Source organism: Pseudomonas citronellolis, assembly GCF_001586155.1.
GTDB lineage: Bacteria > Pseudomonadota > Gammaproteobacteria > Pseudomonadales > Pseudomonadaceae > Pseudomonas > Pseudomonas citronellolis.
On record NZ_CP014158.1, the window covers coordinates 3,343,666 to 3,368,489 of the forward strand.

At 70.0% G+C, this 24,824-nt stretch carries 24 protein-coding genes; 14 read left to right on the forward strand and 10 right to left on the reverse strand.

The features are described from left to right. The first annotated feature begins 25 nt into the window (after nt 1–25). From PcP3B5_RS14755 to PcP3B5_RS14770, 4 genes are read left to right on the forward strand one after another with little or no spacing between them, the layout of a single operon-like run. Nucleotides 26–1,687 (forward strand): acyl-CoA synthetase, encoded by a 1,662-nt coding sequence (locus PcP3B5_RS14755; protein WP_061561693.1) that lies wholly within the window; start codon nt 26–28, stop codon nt 1,685–1,687. A 14-nt stretch (nt 1,688–1,701) separates the two neighbouring features. Beyond that, nucleotides 1,702–2,472, forward strand: coding sequence for a 3-hydroxyacyl-CoA dehydrogenase (locus tag PcP3B5_RS14760; protein ID WP_061561694.1), 771 nt, complete (start codon nt 1,702–1,704; stop codon nt 2,470–2,472). A 14-nt stretch (nt 2,473–2,486) separates the two neighbouring features. Beyond that, complete coding sequence (locus PcP3B5_RS14765; RefSeq protein ID WP_058072455.1) at nt 2,487–3,668, forward strand: acetyl-CoA C-acyltransferase; 1,182 nt, start codon at nt 2,487–2,489, stop codon at nt 3,666–3,668. 10 nt (nt 3,669–3,678) lie between these two features. Beyond that, nucleotides 3,679–4,806 (forward strand): acyl-CoA dehydrogenase family protein, encoded by a 1,128-nt coding sequence (locus tag PcP3B5_RS14770; protein WP_061561695.1) that lies wholly within the window; start codon nt 3,679–3,681, stop codon nt 4,804–4,806. Between the two features lie 290 nt (nt 4,807–5,096). On the opposite strand, the gene PcP3B5_RS14775 is transcribed toward PcP3B5_RS14770, so the two are convergent. After that, nucleotides 5,097–6,059 (reverse strand): GlxA family transcriptional regulator, encoded by a 963-nt coding sequence (locus PcP3B5_RS14775; RefSeq protein WP_061561696.1) that lies wholly within the window; start codon nt 6,057–6,059, stop codon nt 5,097–5,099. Nucleotides 6,060–6,333: 274 nt separating this feature from the next. Between PcP3B5_RS14775 and PcP3B5_RS14780 the strand changes: the two genes are divergently transcribed. After that, the gene (locus PcP3B5_RS14780) at nt 6,334–6,582 is read left to right on the forward strand and encodes a DUF2790 domain-containing protein (RefSeq protein ID WP_009622183.1); all 249 of its coding nucleotides are present in this window, start codon (nt 6,334–6,336) and stop codon (nt 6,580–6,582) included. 52 nt (nt 6,583–6,634) lie between these two features. Here the strand turns inward: PcP3B5_RS14780 and PcP3B5_RS14785 are convergent, their stop codons facing one another. Continuing rightward, nucleotides 6,635–7,561: a LysR family transcriptional regulator gene (locus PcP3B5_RS14785; RefSeq protein WP_061561697.1), complete on the reverse strand. Its 927-nt coding sequence runs from the start codon at nt 7,559–7,561 to the stop codon at nt 6,635–6,637. 124 nt (nt 7,562–7,685) lie between these two features. Between PcP3B5_RS14785 and PcP3B5_RS14790 the strand changes: the two genes are divergently transcribed. The 4 genes from PcP3B5_RS14790 (at nt 7,686) to PcP3B5_RS14805 (ending at nt 12,038) form a co-directional block, all read left to right on the forward strand. Further along, nucleotides 7,686–8,384: a CoA transferase subunit A gene (locus tag PcP3B5_RS14790; RefSeq protein ID WP_009622180.1), complete on the forward strand. Its 699-nt coding sequence runs from the start codon at nt 7,686–7,688 to the stop codon at nt 8,382–8,384. 26 nt (nt 8,385–8,410) lie between these two features. After that, nucleotides 8,411–9,067 (forward strand): CoA transferase subunit B, encoded by a 657-nt coding sequence (locus PcP3B5_RS14795; protein ID WP_061561698.1) that lies wholly within the window; start codon nt 8,411–8,413, stop codon nt 9,065–9,067. Nucleotides 9,068–9,333: 266 nt separating this feature from the next. Next, nucleotides 9,334–10,515 (forward strand): acetyl-CoA C-acetyltransferase, encoded by a 1,182-nt coding sequence (locus PcP3B5_RS14800; RefSeq protein WP_061561699.1) that lies wholly within the window; start codon nt 9,334–9,336, stop codon nt 10,513–10,515. Between the two features lie 98 nt (nt 10,516–10,613). Then, nucleotides 10,614–12,038, forward strand: coding sequence for a short-chain fatty acid transporter (locus PcP3B5_RS14805; protein ID WP_061561700.1), 1,425 nt, complete (start codon nt 10,614–10,616; stop codon nt 12,036–12,038). 445 nt (nt 12,039–12,483) lie between these two features. On the opposite strand, the gene PcP3B5_RS14810 is transcribed toward PcP3B5_RS14805, so the two are convergent. Beyond that, nucleotides 12,484–13,689 carry an NAD(P)/FAD-dependent oxidoreductase gene (locus tag PcP3B5_RS14810; protein ID WP_061561701.1) on the reverse strand — a complete coding sequence of 402 codons (1,206 nt, stop codon included), beginning with the start codon at nt 13,687–13,689 and terminating at the stop codon, nt 12,484–12,486. 247 nt (nt 13,690–13,936) lie between these two features. On the opposite strand from PcP3B5_RS14810, the gene PcP3B5_RS14815 reads away from it, so the two are divergent. After that, entirely contained in the window at nt 13,937–14,725 is a 789-nt protein-coding gene (locus PcP3B5_RS14815) for an SDR family NAD(P)-dependent oxidoreductase (protein WP_061561702.1), read from the forward strand. A gap of 18 nt (nt 14,726–14,743) precedes the next feature. Here PcP3B5_RS14815 and pdxR read toward each other — a convergent pair whose 3' ends face one another. After that, nucleotides 14,744–16,177: a MocR-like pyridoxine biosynthesis transcription factor PdxR gene (gene pdxR, locus PcP3B5_RS14820; RefSeq protein ID WP_061561703.1), complete on the reverse strand. Its 1,434-nt coding sequence runs from the start codon at nt 16,175–16,177 to the stop codon at nt 14,744–14,746. Nucleotides 16,178–16,331: 154 nt separating this feature from the next. On the opposite strand from pdxR, the gene PcP3B5_RS14825 reads away from it, so the two are divergent. After that, nucleotides 16,332–16,772, forward strand: coding sequence for a carboxymuconolactone decarboxylase family protein (locus tag PcP3B5_RS14825; RefSeq protein ID WP_009622167.1), 441 nt, complete (start codon nt 16,332–16,334; stop codon nt 16,770–16,772). On the opposite strand, the gene PcP3B5_RS31835 is transcribed toward PcP3B5_RS14825, so the two are convergent. Together PcP3B5_RS31835 and PcP3B5_RS14830 are read right to left on the reverse strand one after the other, a co-directional pair. Further along, entirely contained in the window at nt 16,769–16,936 is a 168-nt protein-coding gene (locus PcP3B5_RS31835) for a hypothetical protein (protein ID WP_160336933.1), read from the reverse strand. The genes PcP3B5_RS14825 and PcP3B5_RS31835 overlap by 4 nt on opposite strands. Before the next feature lie 205 nt (nt 16,937–17,141). Next, entirely contained in the window at nt 17,142–17,570 is a 429-nt protein-coding gene (locus PcP3B5_RS14830) for an organic hydroperoxide resistance protein (protein WP_009622165.1), read from the reverse strand. 137 nt (nt 17,571–17,707) lie between these two features. Here PcP3B5_RS14830 and PcP3B5_RS14835 point away from each other — a divergent pair, with 137 nt between their 5' ends. Beyond that, nucleotides 17,708–18,295 carry a CGNR zinc finger domain-containing protein gene (locus PcP3B5_RS14835; RefSeq protein ID WP_061561704.1) on the forward strand — a complete coding sequence of 196 codons (588 nt, stop codon included), beginning with the start codon at nt 17,708–17,710 and terminating at the stop codon, nt 18,293–18,295. A 3-nt stretch (nt 18,296–18,298) separates the two neighbouring features. Here the strand turns inward: PcP3B5_RS14835 and PcP3B5_RS14840 are convergent, their stop codons facing one another. Continuing rightward, the gene (locus PcP3B5_RS14840) at nt 18,299–19,444 is read right to left on the reverse strand and encodes a YbfB/YjiJ family MFS transporter (RefSeq protein ID WP_061561705.1); all 1,146 of its coding nucleotides are present in this window, start codon (nt 19,442–19,444) and stop codon (nt 18,299–18,301) included. Then, a complete protein-coding gene (locus PcP3B5_RS14845; protein ID WP_061561706.1) occupies nt 19,441–20,319 on the reverse strand; it encodes a LysR family transcriptional regulator in 879 nt (292 codons plus the stop codon). The genes PcP3B5_RS14840 and PcP3B5_RS14845 overlap by 4 nt, the downstream gene beginning before the upstream one ends. An 89-nt stretch (nt 20,320–20,408) precedes the next feature. Here PcP3B5_RS14845 and PcP3B5_RS14850 point away from each other — a divergent pair, with 89 nt between their 5' ends. Next, nucleotides 20,409–21,452 carry an NAD(P)H-dependent flavin oxidoreductase gene (locus PcP3B5_RS14850; RefSeq protein ID WP_061561707.1) on the forward strand — a complete coding sequence of 348 codons (1,044 nt, stop codon included), beginning with the start codon at nt 20,409–20,411 and terminating at the stop codon, nt 21,450–21,452. Between the two features lie 28 nt (nt 21,453–21,480). On the opposite strand, the gene PcP3B5_RS14855 is transcribed toward PcP3B5_RS14850, so the two are convergent. Beyond that, nucleotides 21,481–22,374: a DMT family transporter gene (locus PcP3B5_RS14855; RefSeq protein WP_061561708.1), complete on the reverse strand. Its 894-nt coding sequence runs from the start codon at nt 22,372–22,374 to the stop codon at nt 21,481–21,483. A gap of 94 nt (nt 22,375–22,468) precedes the next feature. Here PcP3B5_RS14855 and PcP3B5_RS14860 point away from each other — a divergent pair, with 94 nt between their 5' ends. Continuing rightward, nucleotides 22,469–23,260, forward strand: coding sequence for an AraC family transcriptional regulator (locus PcP3B5_RS14860; protein ID WP_061561709.1), 792 nt, complete (start codon nt 22,469–22,471; stop codon nt 23,258–23,260). 206 nt (nt 23,261–23,466) lie between these two features. Here the strand turns inward: PcP3B5_RS14860 and PcP3B5_RS14865 are convergent, their stop codons facing one another. After that, entirely contained in the window at nt 23,467–24,813 is a 1,347-nt protein-coding gene (locus PcP3B5_RS14865) for an aryl-sulfate sulfotransferase (RefSeq protein ID WP_061561710.1), read from the reverse strand. Nucleotides 24,814–24,824: the final 11 nt, after the last annotated feature.

The following is a 24,824-nucleotide window of genomic DNA, read 5'->3' on the forward strand; positions in this document are numbered from 1 at the left end:
ACAAGAACAAGCCAGGAGTTCCGCGATGCGCCCCTATGCCGCCGCCGCTGCCGAATTCGATTACGCGGCCACCGCCCGAGAGACCCTCGCCGGCAGCCTCGACGCCCTCAACGCCTGCGTCGAATGCTGCGACCGCCATGCCCCGTCCGGGCGCGTCGCCCTGTACTGGGAAGGCCGCAACGGCGAGCGCGCCGAATACAGCTTCGCCCAGCTGCAGGCCCTGTCCGCGCAGTTCGCCAACCTGCTCCACGACCTGGGCGTGCGCCCCGGCGACCGCGTCTCCGGCATGCTGCCGCGCACCCCGGAACTGCTGGTCACCATCCTCGGCACCTGGCGCCTGGGCGCGGTCTACCAGCCGCTGTTCACCGCCTTCGGGCCCAAGGCCATCGAGCACCGCCTGGGCATCGCCGGCAGCCGCGTGCTGGTCACCGACGCCGGCAACCGCGCCAAGCTCGACGAAGTGCCCAACGCCCCGCAAATCATCACCGTCAGCGGCGGCCAGGCGATCCCGGCCGGCGACCTGGACTTCAAGCAGGCCCTGGAAAGCCGCTCCGAGCAATTCGAACCGGTCCTGCGCACGGGCGAAGACCCCTTCCTGCTGATGTTCACCTCCGGCACCACCGGCCTGGCCAAGCCGCTGGCGGTGCCGCTCAAGGCCATCCTGGCGTTCACCGGCTACCTGCGCGACGCCGTGGACCTGCGCCCCGAGGACCGCTTCTGGAACCTGGCCGACCCGGGCTGGGCCTACGGCCTCTACTACGCCGTCACCGGCCCGCTGGCCCTGGGCCACGCCACCACCTTCTACGAAGGCGCCTTCACGGTGGAGAGCACCTGCCGGATCATCCGCCAGTACGGCATCACCAACCTGGCCGGCTCGCCCACCGCCTACCGCATGCTCAAGGCCTCGGCCGCCGAGGTGGAACGCGAGCTCAAGGGCCGCCTGCGCGCGGTGAGCAGCGCCGGCGAGGCGTTGACCCCGGAGGTGATCCGCTGGTTCGCCGAGGGCCTGGGGGCGACCATCCACGACCACTACGGGCAGACCGAGCTGGGCATGGTCCTGGCCAACCACCATGGGCTGCAGCACCCGGTGCACCTGGGCGCGGCCGGCTACTCCATCCCCGGCCACCGCGTGGTGGTGCTGGGCGAGAACGGCGAGGAACTGCCCGCCGGCCAGCCGGGCATCCTGGCCATGGACCGCAAGCGCTCGCCGCTGATGTGGTTCGCCGGCTACCAGGGCATGGAAACCAAGGCCTTCGTCGGCGACTACTATCTCAGTGGCGATACCGTGGAGCTGAACGCCGACGGCAGCATCAGCTTCGTCGGCCGCTCCGACGACCTCATCACCACCTCCGGCTACCGCGTCGGCCCCTTCGACGTGGAGAGCGCGCTGATCGAGCATCCGGCGGTGATGGAAGCGGCGGTGATCGGCAAGCCCGACCCGGAGCGCACCGAGCTGGTCAAGGCCTACGTGGTGCTCTGCCCGCAGCACCAGCCCAGCCCGGAGCTGGCCGAGGAGCTGCAACAGTACGTGCGCAAGCGCCTGTCGGCGCATAGCTACCCGCGGGAAGTGGAGTTCATCGCCGAACTGCCGAAGACCCCCAGCGGCAAGATCCAGCGCTTCCTCCTGCGCAACCAGGAGATAGCCCGGCAACAAGAGGCGGCCGAACGCGCGGCCGCGCAGCACTGATTCGGAGAGATTTCATGCACATCCAGGACAAGGTCTTCCTCATCACCGGCGGCGGCTCCGGGCTCGGCGCGGCCACCGCGAAAGCCTTGGTGGAGGCCGGCGCCCGCGTGCTGCTGGCCGACGTCAACGCCGAGGCCGGCGCCGCCCGCGTGGCCGAGCTGGGCGAGGGCAGGGCGCGCTTCGTGCGCACCGACGTGACCAGCGAGGCCGACGGCCGCGCCGCCGTGGAAGCCGCGCTGGAAAGCTTCGGCGCGCTGCACGGGCTGGCCAACTGCGCCGGCGTGGCGCCGGCCGAAAAAGTCCTCGGGCGCAACGGCCCGCACGGCCTGGACAGCTTCGCCCGGGCCGTCAACATCAACCTGGTGGGCAGCTTCAACATGCTGCGCCTGGCCGCCGAGGCCATGGCCCGCAACGAGCCGGACGCCGGCGGCGAGCGCGGCGTCATCGTCAACACCGCCTCGGTGGCGGCCTTCGACGGGCAGATCGGCCAGGCCGCGTATTCGGCGTCGAAGGCCGGGGTGGTCGGCATGACCCTGCCCATCGCCCGCGAACTGGCGCGCCACGGCATCCGCGTGATGACCATCGCCCCCGGTATCTTCGAAACGCCGATGATGGCCGGCATGCCCCAGGAAGTCCGCGACGCCCTCGGCGCCAGCGTGCCCTTCCCGCCGCGCCTGGGCCGCCCCGACGAATTCGCCGCGCTGGTCCGCCACATCGTCGAGAACAGCATGCTCAACGGCGAGGTGATCCGCCTCGACGGCGCCATCCGCATGGCCGCCAAGTGACAGGAGTAACGAAAATGAACGATCCCGTAGTCATCGTCAGCGCCGTCCGCACCCCCATGGGCGGCTTCCTCGGCGACTTCAAGGACGCCAGCGCCGCCACCCTCGGCGCCGCCGCCGTGCGCGCGGCCATCGAGCGCGCGCAGCTGGGCGCCGACCAGATCGACGAAGCCATCCTCGGCTGCGTGCTTTCCGCCGGCCAGGGCCAGGCCCCGGCGCGCCAGGCGGTGCTCGGCGCCGGGCTGGACCGCGGCACGCCCTGCACCACCATCAACAAGATGTGCGGCTCGGGCATGAAGGCCGTGATGCAGGGCCACGACGCGCTGCTGGCCGGCAGCGCCGGCGTGGTGCTGGCCGGCGGCATGGAGAGCATGTCCAACGCGCCCTACCTGCTGGAGCGCGCCCGCACGGGTTACCGCATGGGCCACGGCAAGGTGCTCGACCACATGTTCCTCGACGGCCTCGAGGACGCCTACGACAAGGGTCGACTGATGGGCACCTTCGCCGAGGACTGCGCGCAGGGCTACGGCTTCACCCGCCAGCAGCAGGACGACTACGCCATCGCCTCGCTGACCCGCGCCCAGCAGGCCATGCGCGACGGCCGCTTCGCCGCCGAGATCGTCCCGGTGACGGTCAAGGCCGGCAAGGAAACCCGCGAGATCGCTCAGGACGAGCAGCCGCCGAAGGCCAGGCTGGACAAGATCCCGACGCTGAAACCGGCGTTCCGCGAGGGCGGCACCGTCACCGCGGCCAACTCCAGCTCCATCTCCGACGGCGCCGCCGCGCTGGTGCTGATGCGCCTGTCCGAGGCCGAGAAACGCGGCCTGGCGCCGCTGGCGGCGATCCGCGCGCACTCGTCCTACGCCGCCGCGCCGAACCTGTTCCCCACCGCGCCGGTGGGCGCCATCCAGCGCCTGCTGCAGCGCAGCGGCTGGGGCCTGGGCGAGGTGGACCTGTTCGAGGTCAACGAAGCCTTCGCCGTGGTGGCCATGGCCGCCATGCGCGAGCTGGACATCCCCCACGCCAAGCTCAACGTCCACGGCGGCGCTTGCGCCCTGGGCCACCCGATCGGCGCCTCGGCGGCGCGCATCCTGGTGACTCTGCTCTCGGCGCTGCAGCAGTACGACCTGAAACGCGGCATCGCCTCGGTGTGCATCGGCGGCGGCGAAGCCACGGCCATCGCCGTCGAGCGCCTGTAAGGAGCGAAGCATGATTCCCAGCGAAGAAGACCTGCAGATCCGCGACGTCGCCCGCCAGTTCGCCCAGGAGCGGCTGAAACCCTTCGCCGCCGAGTGGGACCGCGAGCACCGCTTCCCGGCCGAGGCGCTGAAGGAAATGGCCGACCTCGGCTTCCTCGGCATGCTGGTGGCCGAGGAGTGGGGCGGCGCGCAGACCGGGCACCTGGCCTACGCCATGGCCCTGGAAGAAATCGCCGCCGGCGACGGCGCCTGCTCCACCATCATGAGCGTGCACAACTCGGTGGGCTGCATGCCCATCGCCAAGTTCGGCAGCGAAGAACAGAAGCGCCAGTTCCTGATGCCCCTGGCCCGTGGCGAAATGATCGGCGCCTTCGCCCTCACCGAGCCCCAGGCCGGCTCCGACGCCAGTTTCCTGAAGACCCGCGCGCGCCGCGACGGCGACCATTACGTGCTGAACGGCAGCAAGCAGTTCATCACCTCCGGCAGCCACGCCGGACTGGTGATCGTCTTCGCTGTGACTGACGCGGCGGCCGGCAAGAAGGGCATCAGCGCCTTCATCGTGCCCACCGACACCCCCGGCTACCGTGTGGTGCGGGTGGAAGACAAGCTCGGCCAGCACGCCTCGGACACCTGCCAGATCGCCTTCGACGACCTGCGCATCCCGGCTGGCTACCGCCTGGGCGAGGAGGGCCAGGGCTACGCCATCGCCCTGGCCAACCTGGAAGGCGGACGCATCGGCATCGCCTCCCAGGCGGTGGGCATGGCCCGCGCCGCCTTCGAATACGCCCGCGACTACGCCCACGAAAGGGAAACCTTCGGCAAGCCGATCATCCAGCACCAGGCGGTGGCCTTCCGCCTCAGCGACATGGCCACCGAGATAGCCGTGGCCCGGCAGATGGTCCACCACGCGGCGAGCCTGCGCGAAGCGGGCCTGCCGTGCCTGACGGAAGCCTCCATGGCCAAGCTGTTCGCCTCGGAGATGGCCGAGCGGGTGTGTTCGGCGGCGATCCAGACGCTGGGGGGGTATGGTTACCTGCAGGATTATCCGGTGGAGCGTATCTATCGGGATGTGCGGGTGTGCCAGATCTATGAGGGCACCAGTGATGTGCAGCGGTTGGTGATTGCGCGGAGTTTGTAGAGCGCTCTTGTAGGAGCGAGCTTGCTCGCGAATGGTGATAGCCCCGAAGAGCGCCCTCTCCCTAACCCTCTCCCTGAAGGGAGAGGGGACCGTTCGGCGTGCTTGGATGTTCTGGAGTCAGCCGGCAGCACCGAAGGTTTCCGACTGAAACCATCACCTTTCTCGGCACGGACAAGCCCCCTCTCCCTTCAGGGAGAGGGCTGGGGAGAGGGGACGGAGCCAGGCCCAGACACCTGCGTTGCCGACGAACTCCATTCGCGAGCAAGCTCGCCCCCACGCCCTCTCGAACCCTACCCATCCCCCCGAAACCGCCCCCGATACTCCGTCGGCGTCACCCCCAGCCTCTGCACGAACACCAGCCGCATCCGCGCCGCGCTGCCGAAGCCGCAGCGCCAGGCCACCACCTTCAGCGGCAGCCCGCTGCCCTCCAGCAACCCCCGCGCCGCGTCCAGCCGGGCGCGCTGGACGAACTCCGCCGGGGTGATGCCCGCCTCGCGGACGAACAGCCGGGCGAAGGTGCGTTCGCTCATGGTCGCTACCGCCGCCAGTTCCGCCACCGACAGCGCATCGGTGAGATGGGCCTGCACGTGGCGCTGCACCCGGGCGATGGGCGAGTCGCCATCCGCTGGCGCCTGCAGGTAGGGGCTGAACTGCGACTGGCCGCCCTGGCGCTGGGCTACCACCAGCAGGCGCTTGGCCACGCTCAAGGCCACCGCCGGGCCGTGGTCCTCGGCCAGCAGCGCCAGGGCCAGGTCGATGCCGGCGGTCACCCCTGCGGAGGTCACCAGCGCGCCGTCGCGCACGTGGATGCTGTCGGGCTCCACCCTTGCCCGCGGGAACAACTGCGCCAGCTGCGCGGCGTCGCCCCAGTGGGTGGTGACGCGCTTGCCGTCCAGCAAGCCGGCATGGCCGAGGAGGAAGGCGCCGGTGCAGATCGAGCCGTAGCGCGGCGTCTCGGCGCAGGCCCGGCGCAGCCAGGCGAGGAGGGCGGTGGAAGGTGTCTCGGCGGGCAGTTGCGGGCCGCCGGGCACCAGCAGGATGTCGAAGCCGCCGACGGCGCCGTCCAGCTCGTGCTGCGCGCCCAGCAACTGGCCGTTGGAGGCGGGGATGGGAAAGCTGCGTTCGGCCAGCGTCAGCACCTGGTAGCCGCTGCCCGGCGCGACGAAGGCATTGGCTTCGGCGAAGACGTCCAGCGGGCCGGCGACGTCCAGCGCCTGCACGCCGGGGAACAGCAGCATGGCCACGCGTTTCATGGCGGAGTCCTGGCGACGAATGGGCTTGCCATTGTGGCGCCGTGATTGGCTGGCAGCAAAGCGGAAAATGAATCGAATCCTGCCAGTCCAGGGGCTTTTTACCGCAGGTGAAAGGGCGGTCAATCCATTCAGCCAGGTTGGCAAGCCCTTATTGTTACGTGTTGCGCAGTAATCCCTTGTCGTATTGCCTCTGTGTCCGGAACGGCCGTTCAACTAAATTTGTATACACGGCAAGGCCAAATGGCCAGCACGCCGGAAACCGGAGAATCCCACCATGAAACGCACCCTGTTCAGCCTGTTCGCCATCCCCCTGATGGGCGCCGCCCTGGCCGCCAATGCCGCCGACGCCGCGCCCGTGGTCTACCACTACGGCATGCAGCTCGACGTGGCCAAGGTGATCAGCATCGAGCAAGCCAACGACCGTTGCGAAGTCGCCCCGGCGAAAATGACCTACGCCGACTCCAAGGGCCAGGTCCACGTGCTCGAGTACCTGCGCCAGACCGAGATGTGCAGCGACATCTGACCCTCCCGGCGCAACGGGCGGCATTCTCCCGCCGCCCGCGCCGCGCGGACCTTCAGTCCGCCGCTTCCCCCTCGCAGCCTTCGCGCTGCAACCTCGGCCAGTCGGCTATCTGCAAGAGCACGTCGCTCAGCGCCTGGGCGGCGCTGGAGAGCTTGTGCTCGACCAGGCTGAACAGGCCCACGCGGCGTTCCACCGTGGGTTCGTAGAGGTCCACGCAGCGCGCGCCCAGCTCCTCCATCTGCTTCACGCACAGGCGCGGCACCGCGCTCACTCCCAGCCCCTGGGCGACCATGCGCCCGACGGTGACCAACTGGTGGCTCTCGAAGGCCACCGCCAGCTTGCCGTGGCTGGCCGCCACGCTGTCTTCCAGCAGCAGGCGCACCGCCGAAGGGCGCTGCAGGGTGATGAAGGGCTGCTCCAGCAACTGCGCCCAGGTCAGCCGGCGCTGCCCGGCCAGGGGCGAGCCGGCCGGCAGCAGGGCGACGAAGCGGTCGCTGTAGAAGGCCTGGAAGCTCAGGCCGTCGAGGCTGTCCGGCTCGAAGGCGATGCCCAGCTCGACGCGGCGGTTGCGCACCATCTCCAGCACCTGTTCGTTGATCACGTCGTGCACCGCCACGTTCACCTTCGGGTAGCGCTGGCGGAAGGCCATGAGCGCGCCCGGCAGCAGGTTGCCGGCGAAGGAGGGCATGGCGGCGATGGAGACCTTGCCCAACTGCAGGGTGAAGTGCTGGCGCAGCAGCTCCTCGGCGTTGTCCCAGTCGGCCAGCAGGCGCCGGGCGATGGGCAGCAGGGTCTCGCCCTCGGGGGTGAGGGCGACGCTGCGGGTGGTGCGCACCAGCAACTGCCCACCGAGGGATTCCTCCAGGTTCTTGATCGCCAGGCTCAGGGCCGGCTGCGACAGGTGCAGGCGCTCGCCGGCCTGGGCGAAGCTCAGGCTCTGCGCCACGGCGAGGAAGGCGCGCAGTTGCTTGACGGTCATTGATAAGCAAAGCCGAATAATCGATTGGAAAAACAAACTTAACAAATCAGTCCCCAGCGGTGAAGCTGCAGACGCTCTCCGACCGGCCGGTCGGAAACCCAAACTACAAGAGAGGCAGCAGCAGATGGCAGGACTCGACAAGCGGGTTGGCAGTTACGCGGAGGCCCTGGCCGGGCTCACCGACGGCATGACGGTACTGGCGGGCGGCTTCGGCCTGTGCGGCATCCCCGAGAACCTCATCGCCGAAATCCGCCGCCTGGGCGTGAAGGGCCTGACGGTGGTGTCGAACAACTGCGGCGTCGACGGCTTCGGCCTGGGCGTGCTGCTGGAAGACCGGCAGATCCGCAAGATGATCGCCTCCTACGTGGGCGAGAACGAACTGTTCGAGCGCCAGCTGCTGTCCGGCGAACTGGAAGTGGAACTCACCCCGCAAGGCACCCTGGCCGAGAAACTGCGCGCCGGCGGCGCCGGCATCCCGGCCTTCTTCACCGCCACCGGCTACGGCACCCCGGTCGCCGAAGGCAAGGAAGTGCGTGAGTTCAACGGCCGCCCGCACATCATGGAGCAGGCCATCACCGGCGACTTCGCCATCGTCAAGGGCTGGAAGGCCGACCACTACGGCAACGTCATCTACCGCCACACCGCGCAGAACTTCAACCCGGTGGTGGCCACCGCGGGGCGCATCACCGTGGTCGAAGTGGAAGAGATCGTCGAGCCGGGCGAGCTGGACCCCACCCAGATCCACACCCCCGGCATCTACGTCGACCGCATCATCCAGGGGACCTTCGAGAAGCGCATCGAAAAGCGCACCGTGCGTTCCTGAGCCCACCGGACAAGAGAGACAAGAAGATGGCACTGACCCGCGAACAGATGGCCCAGCGCGTGGCGCGCGAACTGCAGGACGGCTACTACGTGAACCTCGGCATCGGCATCCCGACCCTGGTGGCCAACTACGTGCCCGAGGGCATGGAAGTGATGCTGCAATCGGAGAACGGCCTGCTCGGCATGGGCGCCTTCCCCACCGAGGAAACCCTCGACGCCGACATGATCAACGCCGGCAAGCAGACCGTGACCGCCGTGAAGGGCGCGTCTATCTTCTCTTCCGCCGAGTCCTTCGCGATGATCCGCGGCGGCCACGTCGACCTCACCGTGCTCGGCGCCTTCGAGGTGGACGTGCAGGGCAACATCGCCTCCTGGATGATCCCCGGCAAGCTGGTGAAAGGCATGGGCGGCGCCATGGACCTGGTGGCCGGCGCCGACAACATCATCGTCACCATGACCCACGCCTCCAAGGACGGCGAGTCCAAGCTGCTCGACCGTTGCAGCCTGCCGCTGACCGGCGCCGGCTGCATCCGCAAGGTGCTCACCGACCTGGCCTACCTGGAAATCATCGACGGCGCCTTCGTCCTGCGCGAGACCGCGCCGGGGGTAAGCGTCGCCGAGATCGCCGAGAAGACCGCCGGGCGGCTGATCGTGCCGGATGACGTCAAAGAGATGACCTTCTGACACCCCCTGTAGGAGCGGGCCCTGCCCGCGATCGCGCGCAGGAGTAGCACTCGTAGGATGGCGTTGAGCGAAGCGATACCCATCACCACCACTGAGTTAGTCGCGCTGTAAGAGCACCCTCTCCCTAACCCTCTCCCGCAAGCGGGAGAGGGGACTGGTCCGGCGCCGGGATGAGCACATGAGTCATCCTGGCACGGACAGCTCCCTCTCCCTTCAGGGAGAGGGCGGGGGGAGAGGGCAGCCCAAGCCACCGGAGTGAGCCAATCATGCAAGACGTAGTGATAGTCGCCGCCACCCGCACCGCCATCGGCGCCTTCCAGGGCAGCCTGGCGAACATCCCCGCCCACGAACTGGGCGCCATCGTCATCCGCGAGCTGCTGCAGCGCAGCGGCGTGAAGCCCGAGCAGGTGGACGAGGTGATCCTCGGCCAGGTGCTCACCGCCGGCTCCGGGCAGAACCCGGCGCGCCAGGCCGCCATCGCCGCCGGGCTGCCCCATGCGGTGCCGGCGCTGACGCTGAACAAGGTCTGCGGCTCGGGCCTCAAGGCCCTGCACCTGGCCGCCCAGGCCATCCGCTGCGGCGACGCCGAGGTGGTGATCGCCGGCGGCCAGGAGAACATGAGCCTGTCGCCCTACGTGCTGCCCAAGGCCCGCACCGGCCTGCGCATGGGCCATGCGCAACTGCTCGACAGCATGATTGTCGACGGCCTGTGGGACGCCTTCAACGACTACCACATGGGCATCACCGCCGAGAACCTGGTGGAGAAATACGGCATCACCCGCGAGGAACAGGACGCCTTCGCCGCCGCCTCGCAGCAGAAGGCCGTGGCCGCCATCGAGGCCGGGCGCTTCCGTGACGAGATCGTCCCGGTGAGCATCCCGCAGCGCAAGGGCGAGGCGCTGAGCTTCGACACCGATGAGCAGCCGCGTGCCGGCACCACCGCCGAGGCCCTGGCCAAGCTCAAGCCGGCGTTCAAGAAGGACGGCTCCGTTACCGCCGGCAACGCCTCCAGCCTCAACGACGGCGCCGCCGCCGTGCTGCTGATGAGCGCCGCCAAGGCCAAGGAACTGGGCCTGCCGGTGCTGGCACGCATCGCCTCCTACGCCAGCGCCGGCGTCGACCCGGCGATCATGGGCATCGGCCCGGTCTCCGCCACCCGCCGCTGCCTGGACAAGGCCGGCTGGCAACTGGCCGAGCTGGACCTGGTCGAAGCCAACGAAGCCTTCGCCGCGCAGTCCCTGGCGGTGGGCAAGGAACTGGGCTGGGACGCCGCCAAGGTCAACGTCAACGGCGGCGCCATCGCCCTCGGCCATCCCATCGGCGCTTCCGGCTGCCGCGTGCTGGTCAGCCTGCTGCACGAAATGCTCCGCCGCGATGCGAAGAAGGGCCTCGCCACCCTGTGCATCGGCGGTGGCCAGGGCGTGGCCCTGGCCCTGGTCCGCGACTGATCGAGCCCCGCGTGCCCGTGTGACGGACGCCCCGGACGAACTCCGGGGCGTTCGGCGTTACAAAGAAAAAATAAATCCAAGAAACAGAGGTAGGAAAAATGAACGCGAAACTGCAGCTGCAGGAAAGCCGTTCCGCGCGCTTCGCCATGGCCTGCTCGGCCTGGGCCGAGCGCTGGTTCCCGGACTCCTGGGTGTTCGCCACCCTGGCGGTGCTGATCGTGGCCGTGGCCACCCTGGCCATGGGCGCGGCCCCCGGCGATACCGCCAAGGCCTTCGGCGACGGCTTCTGGAGCCTGATCCCCTTCACCATGCAGATGGCCTTCGTGGTCATCGGCGGCTACGTGGTCGCCAGTTCCGGCCCGGCCTCGCGGCTGATCGCGCTGCTGGCGCGGGTGCCGAAGAACGGTCGCTCGGCGGTGGCCTGGGTGGCCGTGGTGTCGATGCTCGCCTCGCTGCTCAACTGGGGCCTGAGCCTGGTCTTCGGCGGCCTGCTGGTGCGCGCCCTGGCCCGCCGCACGGACCTGAAGATGGACTACCGCGCCGCCGGCGCCGCGGCCTACCTGGGCCTGGGCGCCGTCTGGGCGCTGGGCCTGTCGTCCTCCGCCGCGCAGCTGCAGGCCAACCCCGGCAGCCTGCCGCCGTCGATCCTCGCCATCACCGGGGTGATCCCCTTCACCGAGACCATCTTCCTCTGGCAGTCCGGCCTGATGCTGCTGGCCCTGGTGGTGGTGTCGGTGGTGATCGCCTACATGACCGCGCCGGGCGAATCCAGCGCCCGCGACGCCGATGCCTGCGGCGTGGACGTCAGCTTCACCCCGCCGAAGATGAGCAAGCCCAGCCGTCCCGGCGAGTGGCTGGAGCACAGCCCGCTGCTGATCCTGCTGCTGGTGGCCCTGGCCGCCGGCTGGCTGTTCCATGAGTTCGCCACCAAGCCGGCGATCCTCGCCATCTCCGGGCTGAACACCTACAACCTGCTGTTCCTTATGGTCGGCGCGCTGCTGCACTGGCGCCCGCGCAACTTCCTCGACGCTGTGGCCCGCGCGGTGCCCACCACCACCGGGGTGCTGATCCAGTTCCCGCTGTACGGCTCCATCGCAGCCATCATGACCACCGTGAAAGGCACCGACGGCGCCACCGTGGCGCACCACATCTCCACCTTCTTCGTGCAGATCGCCTCCCACGACACCTACGCGTTGCTGATGGGCGTGTACTCCGCGGTGCTGGGCTTCTTCATCCCCTCCGGCGGCGGCAAGTGGATCATCGAGGCGCCCTACGTGATGCAGGTGGCGACCGAGCTGAAGTACCACCTGGGCTGGGCGGTGCAGATCTACAACGCCGCCGAGGCGCTGCCGAACCTGATCAACCCCTTCTACATGCTGCCGCTGCTCGGCGTGCTGGGCCTGAAGGCCCGCGACCTGATCGGCTTCTCCTTCGTCCAGTTGCTGGTCCACGTGCCCCTGGTGCTGTTCCTGCTCTGGGCCCTGGGCACCACCCTGCAGTACCTGCCGCCGGTCATGCCGTAACCACGCAGACGGCCGCCAACGGCAGAGGCCCGGGCACCGCGAGGTGCCCGGGCTTTTTCATGGGCGGCCCGCCGGAGGTTCCGGCAATCGCGGAGATGGCTCGCTCCTACGAAGAGCGCTTCGGCGCGGCCTGCAAGACAGTAGCGTAGGCCCGAAACACCGTTGCGACGGCCAACCTGTAGGAGCGGGCCCTGCCCGCGATTCGCGCGCAGGGCGCGCTCCTACAGGGAATGGCGCGGGTGGGGCGGCGTAGGAGCGGATCTCATCCGCGAATCGCGCCGGAACCTCCGGCTATCGCGGACAAGGTCCGCTCCTACGCTGTTTTCCGGGTTCCCGTAGGATGGGTGGAGCGAAGCGATACCCATCGCCATGGCCGGAGGCAAAGCCCGGTTCGACCATGGCGTTGGGGAATGACACAGGTGTAGCGGCGAAGGACCGCGAACGGTTACGCCACCACCACCCGCTGCGGGTCGGCGGCTTCGCGGGCGGCCTTGCGGCTGGGCAGGGGCGGGTAGATCCACTGGGTGTTGATCTGCCGCTTGAGGGCCTTGGCCTCGGCGCCCTGCAGCTTGACCTGGCGGTCCCAGCCCTCGGTGTAGACCGCGCCCCAGGGGCCCAGGTCGAGGCAGGTGACGTAGACCGGCTGGGCGTAGGCCTGGGTGGGCAGGCCGAGAAGGTCGGCGGCGACGTTGTAGCCGGCGCTGCGGCCCATGTTCATCGCGTGCTGGCAGGACATCAGCGCGTGGTTGCCCGCATCGTCCACCTGCGCCAGGGCCACGTCGCCGGCGGCGAATACCGCGTCCACGCCTTTCACCCGCAGGTCGCGCGTCACGTGCAGGCGGCCGAGGGCGTCGCGTTCGCCGGGCACCTGGGCGGTCAGCGGGCTGGCCTGCATGCCGGCGGTCCAGATCACCGTCTTGGCTTCTATGCGCTCGCCGGTGGTGGTGCTCAGGCCGTCGGCGTCGATGGCGTTGACCGCGGCGCCGAGGAAGCGCACCACGCCCAGCTCGTCCAGGGCCTGCTCGATCTGCGGGCGCGGGCCGGGGCCCAGGTCGGGGCCGATGACGTGGCTGCGCTCGACTATCACCACCCGCACCTCGGCATCCTCGCCCAGCACGCGGCGTACCCGCGCGGGCAGTTCGCAGGCGATCTCGATGCCGGTGAAGCCGCCGCCGGCCACCACCACCGTGTTGCGCGCCTCGCTCGGCGGCAGGTCGGCCAGGCGCGCCAGGTGCACGTCCAGGGCGCTGGCTTCGTCGGTCTGGTCGATGCTGAAGGCGTGCTCGGCCAGGCCGGGGATGGCCGGGCGGAACAGGCGGCTGCCGGCGGTCAGCACCAGGCGGTCGTAGGCGAGGGTGAAGCGTTCGCCGCGCTCGTTCACGGCTTCGACGCTGCGCTCGCCGGTATGGATGCGCTCGACGTTGCCCTGCACGTAGCGCACCCCGGCGGCTTCGAACAGCGGCAGCAGCGGCGTGGTCATGGCGTGCGGGGCGGCCTCGTGCAGGCGCGGGCGCAGGTGCAGCAGCGGCTCGGGGGCGACCAGCGCGACTTCGACGTCGCCGCGGCCGTGCTGGTCGAGGACGCGGGCGGCGCCCAGCGCGGCCCACATGCCGGCGAAACCGGAACCGATGACGAGGATGCGTTGTTGCATGGCGGGACTCCTGGGAAGGGAAATTTCGTGAAGGGGATACTAGGCGTTCGGCGGGCGGGGAATAACGGACAATCCGGGCGAAAAGCGGCAGTCCAATCCTGCGGTGCTTGGACGTGATTGCCGGCAGCGCCTAGGCTGCAGCACATCGTCGCCCAGCCCTTGTTCGCGTAACCCCGCAGCGGAATCCGTTCGCGAGCAAGCTCGCTCCTACGAAAATCGAGAATCGAAAACAACCGAGAGCAGTGCCATGAATTTCAATCTGCAAGACAAGCTCGCCCTGGTCAGCGGTTCCACCAAGGGCATCGGTTTCGCCATCGTCCAGGGCCTGGCGCGCGAGGGCGCGCGGGTGGTCCTCAACGGCCGCAGCCAGGCTTCGGTGGACGCCGCCCTGGCCAAGCTGCGCGCGGCCCAGCCCGACGCCAGCGTCGAGGGCTTCGCCGGCGACCTGTCGCAACCTTCCGTCATCGCCGAACTGGTGCGTCTGCACCCGCAGGTGGACGTGCTGGTGAACAACCTGGGCATCTTCGATCCCAAGCCCTTCGCGGAGATTCCCGACGAGGACTGGGAGCACTTCCTGCAGGTCAACCTGCTCTCCGGCGTGCGCCTGAGCCGCGCCTACCTGCCGGGCATGAAGCAGCGCAACTGGGGCCGGGTGGTGTTCATCAGCAGCGAGAGCGGCGTGCAGATTCCGGTGGAGATGATCCACTACGGCGTCACCAAGACCGCCCAGCTCGGCCTGTCCCGCGGGCTGGCGGAGGACTGCGCGGGCACCGGGGTAACGGTCAACGCGGTGCTGCCGGGGCCGACGCATTCCGAGGGCGTCGACGAGTTCGTCGGCAAGCTCTCCGGCGGCCAGCCGTTCGCCGAGTTCGAGGCGGAGTTCTTCCGCAGTGCGCGGCCCAGCTCGCTGCTCAAGCGCTTCACCACGCCGGAGGAGGTGGCCAACCTGGTGGTGTACGTCTGCTCCGAGGCGTCCTCGGCCACCAATGGCGCGGCCCTGCGCGCCGACGGCGGGGTGGTGCGCTCGGCCTTCTGAGGCGCGGGCTGCGCGGCTTCAGGCGATCTGCCGGAGCAGGTCGCGCAGCTTGTCCAGGGCCGGGTCGATGTCCAGCTTCTCGATGGCGCCGAAGCCCATCAGCAGGCCCTGGCGCACCGGCTCGCGGTCGTAGAAGCCGTCCAGCGGATAGATGCCGACTTCCAGCTTGCGCGCCAGCTCCACCAGCAGCGGCAGCTTCACCGGCACCTTGAACAGCAGCGCCAGGTGGAAGCCGGCGTCGGACGGCACCGCCTGCAGCCAGGGCGAGAGGTCGCCCTCGACGCGCGCCAGGATGCGTTCGCGGCGCGTGGCGTAGATGCCGTGGCAGCGGCGGATGTGCTTGAGCAGGCAGCCGTCGGCGATGAACTTGGCCAGCGCCCACTGCGCCAGGGTCGAGCTGTGCCAGTCGTTCAACTGCCGCGCACGCAGCAGGGCCGGGCGCAGGCCCGGCGGCACCACCAGGTAGCCCAGGCGCAGCTCCGGCAGCAGCGTCTTGGAGAAGGTCCCGACGTAGGCCACCAGGCCCAGGCGGTCGAGGCTGTGCAGCGTCTCGTGGGGGCGGCCTTCGTAGCGGAACTCGCTGTCGTAGTCGTCTTCGATTATCACCGCGCCCAGCTCCGCGGCCCGCGCCAGCAGGGCCTGGCGCCGCGCCTCGCTCATCGGCATGCCGAGGGGGAATTGGTGCGCCGGGGTGCAGTAGATCAGTTGGGTGCCGTCGGGGATGCGCTCCACGCACAGGCCCTCGGCGTCCACCGGCACGCTGGCGATTTCCGCGCCCTGCATGGCGAACTGCAGGCGCGCCGGCGGGTAGCCGGGGTCTTCCATGGCCACCCGGGTGCCGGGGCGCACCAGCACCCGGGCCAGCAGGTCGAGGGCCTGTTGCGCGCCGTTGCAGACGATGACGTCCTCGTCGCGGCACTGCACGCCGCGGCTGTAGGCGATGTGCCGGGCGATGGCGTCGCGCAGGCTGGGCAGGCCCTCGGGCTGCGCGTAGACCGCCCGCGGGCCCTGCATCTGGCGCAGGGCGAAGTGCACGCAGCGGCGCCAGTCCTCGTGGGGGAAGGTATTGAGGCTGCTGGCGCCGCCGAGGAAGTCGGCGCGCAGGGTGACGCCGGCGTGGGGGTGGACGATGCGCGTCTGCAGCGCCTCCCAGGTGTCGATGGCCTCCTGAGCGGCGTAGCGGATGGCCTGCGGGCGCTGCTCGTGGCGTGGCACCCGGGCGTTGACGAAGGTGCCGCTGCCGACGCGGCCGACCAGCACGCCCTCGTAGGTGAGCTGGGCGTAGATGTCCGACACCGTCTTGCGCGACAGGCCCAACTGCTCGGCCAGCAGGCGGCTGGGCGGCAGCCGCGCGCCGGCGGCCAGGCGCCCGCTGTCGATGGCCTCGCGCAGCTGCGCGTAGAGTTGCCCGCCAAGGTCCTTCTGGCCCTGGATGACGATGTGCAACTCCATGAATGCCTCTCCGCGCTCGCTGTGTATTGGCGGAAGATTAGCCAGCGGCCGGGCCGGGCGCGAAGTTACGTAGCAGTTTTTCGTCGGATTGGCCACCCTGGCGCGGTGGCACGCCCGGCAGAATGGTCTTCATCTACCTTCGAGGAATTTCGCCATGGAACCACGCCTGGACTACTACACGGCCTCGCCGGAAGCGCTCAAGGCGATCCTGGCGCTGGAGGCGGCGACCTTCGACCTATCCATCGAGAAGCCGCTGCTGGAGCTGGTCAAGGTGCGCGTCTCGCAGGTCAACAACTGCGCGTTCTGCGCCGACATGCATGCGCTGGAGGCGCGGCGCAGCGGCGAGTCGGAGCGGCGCCTGTACGCCGTGGCGGTGTGGCGCGACTCGCCCTTCTTCACTGAGCGCGAGCGGGCCGCGCTGGCCTGGTGCGAGGCGGTCACGCTGCTGTCGCAGTCCAACGTGCCCGACGAGGTCTACCAGCAGCTGCGCAGCCAGTTCGACGAGCGCGAGGCGGTGGACCTGACCGTGGCCATTTCCGCCATCAACTGCTGGAACCGCCTGGCGGTGAGCTTCCGCCAGCTGCCGGCGCTCTAGCGCCGCCGGGGTTGCCGCGGCAGGCTGCCGGGCAGGGCATAGTAGCGGGCCCGCGCGCCCGGGCTGGCGCGCCAGCGGCGTTCGGCGGCGAGGTCGTCGGCCCAGCGGTCCAGGTCTTTTTCGGCGGGGTGCGGGAAGAGTCGGCGCAGCAGTCGGGCGAACATGGCAGGTCACCTCTGTAACTCTTTAAGCGTTTTTATGCGGTTACTCAAGGCTGTATTCTGCGCTCGCCTTGTAACCTGTCAATAACTGCTTAAAGAGTTACCGTGCCATTCGTCCGGGCCGACGCCGTCCGGCATCCGGGATAGGCCTTGGCGGGGAAGGAGAAAGTCGGCTGCGGCGGGTGCCGCAGCCGGGGCGGGGTGGGACTCAGTCGAGGATGGTCAGGGTGACGTCGATGTTGCCGCGGGTGGCGTTGGAGTACGGGCAGACGATGTGCGCGCGGTCCACCAGGGTCTGCGCCTGGTCGCGCGGCAGGCCGGGCAGGGAGATGCGCAGCTCCACCTCGATGGCGAAGCCGGTGGGCACCGGGCCGATGCCGACCACGCCCTCGATGGACGGGTCCTTGGGAATCGCCAGCTTGTCGCGGGCGGCGACGAACTTCATGGCGCCGAGGAAACACGCCGAGTAGCCGGCGGCGAACAGTTGCTCCGGGTTGGTGCCGCGGGCGCCGTTGCCGCCCAGTTCCTTGGGCGTGGTCAGCTCCACGTCGAGCACGCCGTCGGAGGAAATGGCGCGTCCCTCGCGGCCACCGGTGGCTTCGGCGTAGGCGCGGTACAGCACGTTGTCGATGGACATGGCAGGGCTCCTGATCAGGGAAGGGGACTGAACAGTCTTGGCCAGGCCGGCGCGGCTCGCCAGTCGCCCGATGCTGTAACTTGAAAACGCCTGGACGAGGGTTACCATGGGCTCGACACCTCGATCCCGGAGCGAGCATGCGCGAAACCACCCCCCAGCCGCCCTACATCCTCGCCGACCACCCGGTGCTGGACTTGCTCAACAGCCTGAGCCGCGCCGATGCCGCGGCCCTGTCGGCTTCCGATGCCTGGCACAGCGATGCCGACGTGCAGCACTGGCTGCGCCTGCTGGGCTTGCCGGCGGAGGGCGCGGACTTCGCCGAGGGCGAACTGCTGGCCGCCGCCATCGAGCTGCGCGAGACCCTGCGCGAGCTGGTGGGCAAGCGCAAGCGCGGCGAGCCGGCCGACCCGGCGCGCTTCAACGCCTTCCTGCGCAAGGTCGCGAGCTACCCGCAGCTGGATTGGGACGGGCAGGGTGCGCATCTGCGCCACCAGGCCGTGAAGCCCGGCGCCGAATGGCTGCTGGCGCCGCTGGCGGAGCAGGGCGCGCAATTGCTTGCCGAAGGGGATTTCGACCTGGTCCGCGTGTGCGAGCACCCGGACTGCACCCTGTGGTTCTACGACCGCACCAAGTCGCACCGTCGGCGCTGGTGCAGCATGGCCCTGTGCGGCAACCGCCACAAGGTCGCCGAGCACCGCAAGCGCCAGCGCCAGGGCGACGCCTGAGGCTCAGCGCGGGCAGCTTGCGGCGGCCCGCGCCGGCTGCCAGGTGCAGGCCGCCCCCAGCAGCAGGGCGGCGCCGGCCGCCAGCAGCGCCGGGCTGAAGCTGCCGTCCAGGTGGTAGAGCGCGCTGGAGGCCAGCGGCCCGACGATCTGCCCCACGCCGTACACCGCGGTCATGGCCGCCAGCATGTTGAAGCGCACCTTCGCCGCCGCCAGGCGCGCGGCGGGCAGGGCGATGGTCGGCGTGCCCATGAAGGTGCCGCCCACCAGCAGGGCGCTGGCCAGGTAGGCCGGGGCGCTGTGCTGCAGCACCGGCAGGATCACCCCCAGCGCCTGCACCAGCAGGTTCGCCGCCAGCGCCCGGCGCGTGCCCAGGTGCCCGTGCAGCCAGTGCCAGAAGAAGCACGACGGCGCCGCCGCCAGGCCGAACACCGCCCAGGCCTGCAGCGGCGACAGCGCGCCGCCGCGCATCAGCAGCGGCAGGTAGGTGGCGGTGATGATGTAGCCGAAGCCGGCCAGGCCGTAGATCAGCAGCAGGCTCGCCGGCGCCATGGGTACGGCGGGCGCCGCATGCGGCGCCGTCTTGGCGGGCGCGGGTGCGGGGCGACCCAGCGCCGCCCAGGCCAGCAGGGCGAGAACGCTCCCGGCGCCGGCCAGCAGCAGCCAGATCGCCGGGCTGCCCAGGCCCGCGCCATGGCCGCCGGCGATCAGCTCGGCGGAAATCAGGATGCCCAGGCCCACCCCGGAGAACATCAGCGGCGCGCCGCCGTGGCGTTGCATCACGTGCAGCAGCCACCCCGAGGCGCCCACCAGCGCCACCGCGCTGAGTACCCCGGCCAGCAGGCGCACGCCGATGGCGAACCAGGCTGGCGCCGGCACCGCCATGGCCGCCAGCCCCAGCAGGGTGCCCACCAGGGCCACGCGGCACAGGCTCGCCGCCAGGCGCTCCGGGCAGCGCGCCAGGGCCAGCGCCCCCAGCAGGTAGCCGGCGTAGTTGGCCGAGGCGGCCAGCGAGCCGCCGTTCACGCTGAGCACGCCTTCGCCGACCATCAGCGGGTAGAGCCCGGTGAAGGCGAAGCGGCCGAAGCCCATGCCGATGGCCAGGATGAGCGCGGCGCTCAGCGCCAGGGCGAGTTCGCTGCGTTGCTTCACGAGGCGGCCCCCAGGGTTTCGCGGAAACGTTCGAAGGCGCCGGTGGCGTAGCCTTCGCGCCAGACCAGGAGGGTGTCCACGCTCATGATCGGCAGCAGTCGCAGCGCCGGCGGCTCGCGCTGCAGGTCGAGCAGCGAGCGCGGCAGGATGCCCACGCAGGCGCCGGCGGCGACGCAGGCCAGGATGCCGTGGTAGGAGCCCACTTCCTGCACCTGCACGCGCGGGCCCTCGGCGTTCAGCCAGTCCTCGGCGATCTGCCGGTAGGTGCAGCCGCGGGCGAAGCCGGCCAGGGTCCGCACCTGCACGTCGCCCGGCCCGCGCACCGGCGGGTGGTCGCCGGGCAGGGCCAGCAGCAGTTCCTCGCGGAACACCGCCTGGCCCAGCAGGCCGCGCTCCAGGGCCGCCTCGAAGCCGGGTTCGGCGCGCAGCGCATCCGGGTGGGCCACCAGCGCGCAATCCAGGCGCCGCGACAGCACGCCGTCCACCAGCGCCTGGCTGGTGCCGGTGCTGACTTCCAGTTGCACCTGCGGGCAGGCGCGGTGGTAGGCCGCCAGCGGGCCGGGCAGGCGGCTGGCGGCGGTGCTCTCCATGCTGCCCAGGCGCAGGCTGCCGCTGGCCTCGTGGGGGTGCAGCGACTGCCGCGCCTCGGCGGCCAGGGCCAGGAGCTTCTCGGCGTAGGCGAGGAACTCGCGGCCCGGGTCGGTCAGCGCCATGCGCTTGCCGTCGCGCAGGAACAGCGCCACGCCCAGGTCTTCCTCCAACTGGCGGATGCGCGTGGTGACGTTCGACTGCACCCGCTGCAGGCGCGCGGCGGCGCGGGTCACGCTCTGTTCCTCGGCGACGCAGCGGAAGATTTCCAGGCTGGACAGGTCCATCGATGATCTCTGTTGGAGAATGTATTGCGTAGAATATTCTCTGTATGAGATTTTAAGTCAACCAGCGATCAGCCCAAGAGATCACCGCCATGCCCCTTCGCCAACTGCTCGGCATCGAACACCCCATCATCCAGGCGCCCATGGTCGGTGTCTCCACCCCGGCGCTGGCCGCCGCCGTGTCCGAGGCCGGCGCCCTGGGCTCCATCGGCCTGGGCGCGAGCAGCCCGGCGCAGGCCCGCGAGCTGATCGCCCAGGTGCGCGCGCTGACGGCGAGGCCGGTGAACTTCAACCTGTTCTGCCACCGCCCGGGGCAGGCCGACGCCGCCCGCGAGGCCGCCTGGGTGGAACACCTGCGGCCGCTGTTCGATGAGCTGGGCGGCGAGCCGCCGGCGGCGCTGCGGGAGATCTACCGCAGCTTCGTCGATGATCCGCAGATGCTGGAGGTGCTGCTGGAAGAGCGCCCGGCGGTGGTCAGCTTCCACTTCGGCCTGCCCGCGCAGGGCTGGATCGACCGGCTGAAGGCCGCCGGCATCGTCCTGCTCGGCTGCGCCACCAACCTGGCGGAGGCCCGCGCGGTCGAGGCCGCCGGGCTGCACGCGGTGGTCGCCCAGGGCTACGAGGCGGGCGGGCACCGCGGCATCTTCGAGCGTGATCACGATGAGCGCATCGGCACCCTGGCCCTGGTCGGCAGCCTGGCGCCGGCGCTGAAGGTGCCGGTGATCGCCGCCGGCGGCATCATGGACGGCCGCGGCATCCGCGCCGCCTTCGCCCTGGGCGCGCAGGCGGTGCAGATGGGCACGGCCTTCGTCGCCTGCCCGGAGTCCTCGGCCAACGCCGCCTACCGCGCGGCGCTGCGCAGCGAGCGGGCCTGGCACACCGAGGTGACCGCGGCCATCTCCGGGCGCCCGGCGCGCGGCCTGCCCAACCGCCTGTTCAGCGACCTGCAGCGCGCCGACGCCCCGGCGCTGCCGGACTACCCCATGGTCTATGACGCCACCAAGGCCCTGGTCGCCGCGGCCAAGGGCAATCCCGACTTCGCCGTGCAATGGGCCGGCCAGGGCGCGCCCCTGGCCCGCGAGCTGCCGGCGGCGCAACTGGTGGCCACGCTGGTTGAAGAGTTGAATCGGGCGTAGGGCGTATAACCGTTCGCGGTTATACGCCCTACGTTCCCTGTCGGTTCGTCGTCAGGCCCGCCGCTGGCCGCCAGCGCTCGGCAAGGAACACCCCGGCGAGGGTCAGCGCACCGCCATACAGGTGGTGCACGCCCAAGCGCTCATCCAGCAGCACGGCGGCGATGGCCGCGGTGACCAGCGGCAGCAGGTTGAAGAACAGCGCCATGCGGTTCGGGCCCATCTCCTGCACCCCGCGCATCCACGCCAGGGGCGCGGCGATGGAGGCCAGCAGGCCGGCGTAGGCCACCAGCGGCAGGTTGCCGGCGTCCAGTCCATGGTGCGGCGAGAGCAGGTACATCGGCAGCATCGCCAGCACCGCCACCAGCACCTGCAGGTACAGCAGCTGCAACCCCGGCAGGCGGATCTGCCACTTCTTCAGCAGCACGCCGTAGAGGCCGTAGGCGAGGGTGGCCACCAGCATCATGCCGTCGCCCGGGCCGATGCCCTGGTGCAGCAGGCCGGCCAGGTCGCCGTGGGCGATCACCAGCAGCACGCCCAGCAACGACAGCAGCGAGCCGAGCACGCCGCCGGCGTTGAGCCGCTGGCCGAGCAGGGCGCTGGCCAGGCCCAGGGACATCAGCGGCATCAGCGCGAGGATGATGCCCATGTTGGTGGCGCTGGTCAGGGACGCGGCGTAGTAGGCCAGGCTCTGGTACACGGCCATGCCCAGCAGGCCGAGCACCACGATCTTCGGCAGCAGCGGGGCGATCTGCGCGCGCCGCGCCAGCAGCGGGCGCAGCACGAAGGGGCTGAGCAGCACGGCCACCGCCAGCCAGCGGAAGAAGCCGATCTCGGCCGGGGCGATGCGGCCCACGGCGAGCTTGTTGACCACGGTGTTGCCGCCCCAGACGAGCACGGCGAAGAGCGGGAAGAAATAGGTCATTGCAGCGGACATCTTTGAAGGACGGGCGCCATTGTCCCGCCGTCCGGAATGGCGCTTATACTTCATTCCGGACAACTCGCCACGTCATCCGGACATGCCCACGAAGAAATACATCCCCCTGCCGCTGCCGGACCATGCAGCCCTGCCGGCGCCGCTGTACTTCCGCTACGACGAGTTCGGCGCCGACACCCGTTCGGCGCCCCACAGCCACCCCTGGGGCCAGCTCAACTACGCCTCCCACGGGGTGATGCAGCTGGACGTCGGCGGCCAGCGCTTCCTCTCGCCGCCGCAGTACGCGGTGTGGGTGCCGCCGGGCGTGGAGCACGGCTGCTACAACCGCGAGGCCATCGTCTACCGCTCGCTGTACGTCAGCGCCGAGCTGTCCCGCCAGTTGCCGACAGGGCCCTGCACGCTGCAGATCGGCGACATCCTCAAGGCCATCCTTTCGGATTTCGCCGCGCGCGGGGTGAACATCCCCGAGAGCGCGGCCGACAAGCGCCTGGCCCAAGTGGTGCTGGACCAGCTGCAAGCCTCGCCGCGCCACGAGGACTACCTGCCGTTCGCCCAGAGCGCGCTGCTGGGCGAACTGCTCGCCGCGCTGCAGGCCGAGCCCGGCGACAACCGTTCCCTGGCCGACTGGGCCAGGCAGGTGCACAGCACCGAGCGCACCCTGGCGCGCATGTGCCAGCGCGAGCTGGGCATGAGCTTCGGCGAATGGCGCCAGCGCCTGCGCTTCCTCGCCGCCATCGAGGCGCTGGAGGCCGGGCGCGGGGTACAGGAAATCGCCTTCGACCTGGGCTACAGCAGCGCCTCGGCCTTCATCGCCATGTTCCGCCGCCAGGCCGGCACCACGCCGGAGCAGTACCGCCTGGCGAGCCGGGGGTGAAAGGTAGAACGGCGTAGGGGCCGCGCCGAGGTGCTTTTGTAGGATGGGTTGAGCTTGCGAAACCCATGCGGTCGTGGTGATGGGTATCGCTTCGCTCAACGCCATCCTACGGGGTGTTCCGTGACGCCACAGGATTCCCCTTGTAGGAGCGGGCCCTGCCCGCGAATCGCGCGCAGGGCGCGCTCCTACAGGTGGCGATGGGCGGTTCAGCGCGCCGCAGTCACCGGCTGCGCGCCCGGCACCGCGGCCTGCACGGCCTTTTCCTCGCGCGGGGTGCCTTCCGGTACCCAGCTGTAGTCCACCGGCAGGGCGCGGTATACCCAGTTGCTCACGGCGTCGCCCAGCGGCGCCTTGCCGAAGTAGGGGCTGACGTATTCCCAGACGATCTCGCCGCCCGGGGTGACCTGGAAGAAGCGGCCGTTCTGCCCCTCGTCGATCAGGGTGTTGCCGTTGGGCAGGCGCCGGGCGCTGCTGATGAACGAGCTGAAGAAGGCCCAGCCCGGCTGCTTCGAGCTTTCCGCGGTGTACTGCCAGACGATCTGCTTCTTCTGCGGATCGATCTCCAGCACCCGCGAGCCGGAGATCACCCCGCGCTGCACCGAGGGGTAGCCGGCGTCGCCCTGGTTGTCGAACACCAGCAGGTTGCCGGCGCCGGGCAGGCCCTCGGGGATGATGTGCGCGTCGTGCTGGCCGCTGATCTGGTCCACCGGGCGCGGCAGCTTCTGCGCGTTGCGCGGGTCGATCGGCGGCAGGTTCGGGCCCAGGCGCCAGACCACCTTGCCGCTGGCCTTGTCGATGATGGCGATGAAGTTGGCGTTGCGCGAATCGAACAGCAGGTTGTCCGGGGCGAAGCGCTTGTCGCCGGCGGCGTGCCAGCGGTTCGCGCCCAGCGGCGCCAGGTTGTTGATGTGCAGGTAGTCCGGGTTCTTGGTCGCGTGCACCAGCTTGAGCTGCTCAGCGCCGAAGCCGAACTCGTGCAGGTGCTCGGAGGCGGTCCAGCTCCAGGCCACCTGGCCTTGCGGGGTGACTTCGTAGATCACGTCGTCGATCACCTCCGGCACCTGGAAGCCCTTCACCGCATGCACGCGGTTGGCCAGCACCAGGGTGTTGCCGTTGGCCAGCCGGCGCAGGTCGTGGTGCTGGCGGGCGGCGCCGCCGGGGGCCTGGTCGCCCCATTGCCAGACGGTCTTGCCGGCCCAGTCCAGCTCGCCCACGGCCTGGTTGCGCAGGCCGTTGCCGGCGGAGGCGAGCTTGCCCGGCTCGGCCAGGTCGGCGGTCTGCAGCAGCACGTGGCCGCGCTCGCCATTGGCGAGTTTCGGCTCGAGGATGGCCGAGGGGAAGCCGGGGCGGTCCCAGCGTTTCACCTCGTTGCCGTTCATGTCGATCAGGTGCGTCCAGTTGTCGGCGCCGCTGAAGATCACGTACTGATTGAAGGCCTTCTGCGGGTCGTAGCGCGTCACCCCGGTGGGGTAGACGCTGGGCGCGGCGCTGACGGCGGCGGCCAGCAGCGGGGCGGAGAGAGCGAGCAGGGCGGTGGCGCGGGCATGCTTCATGGCAGTGGTCC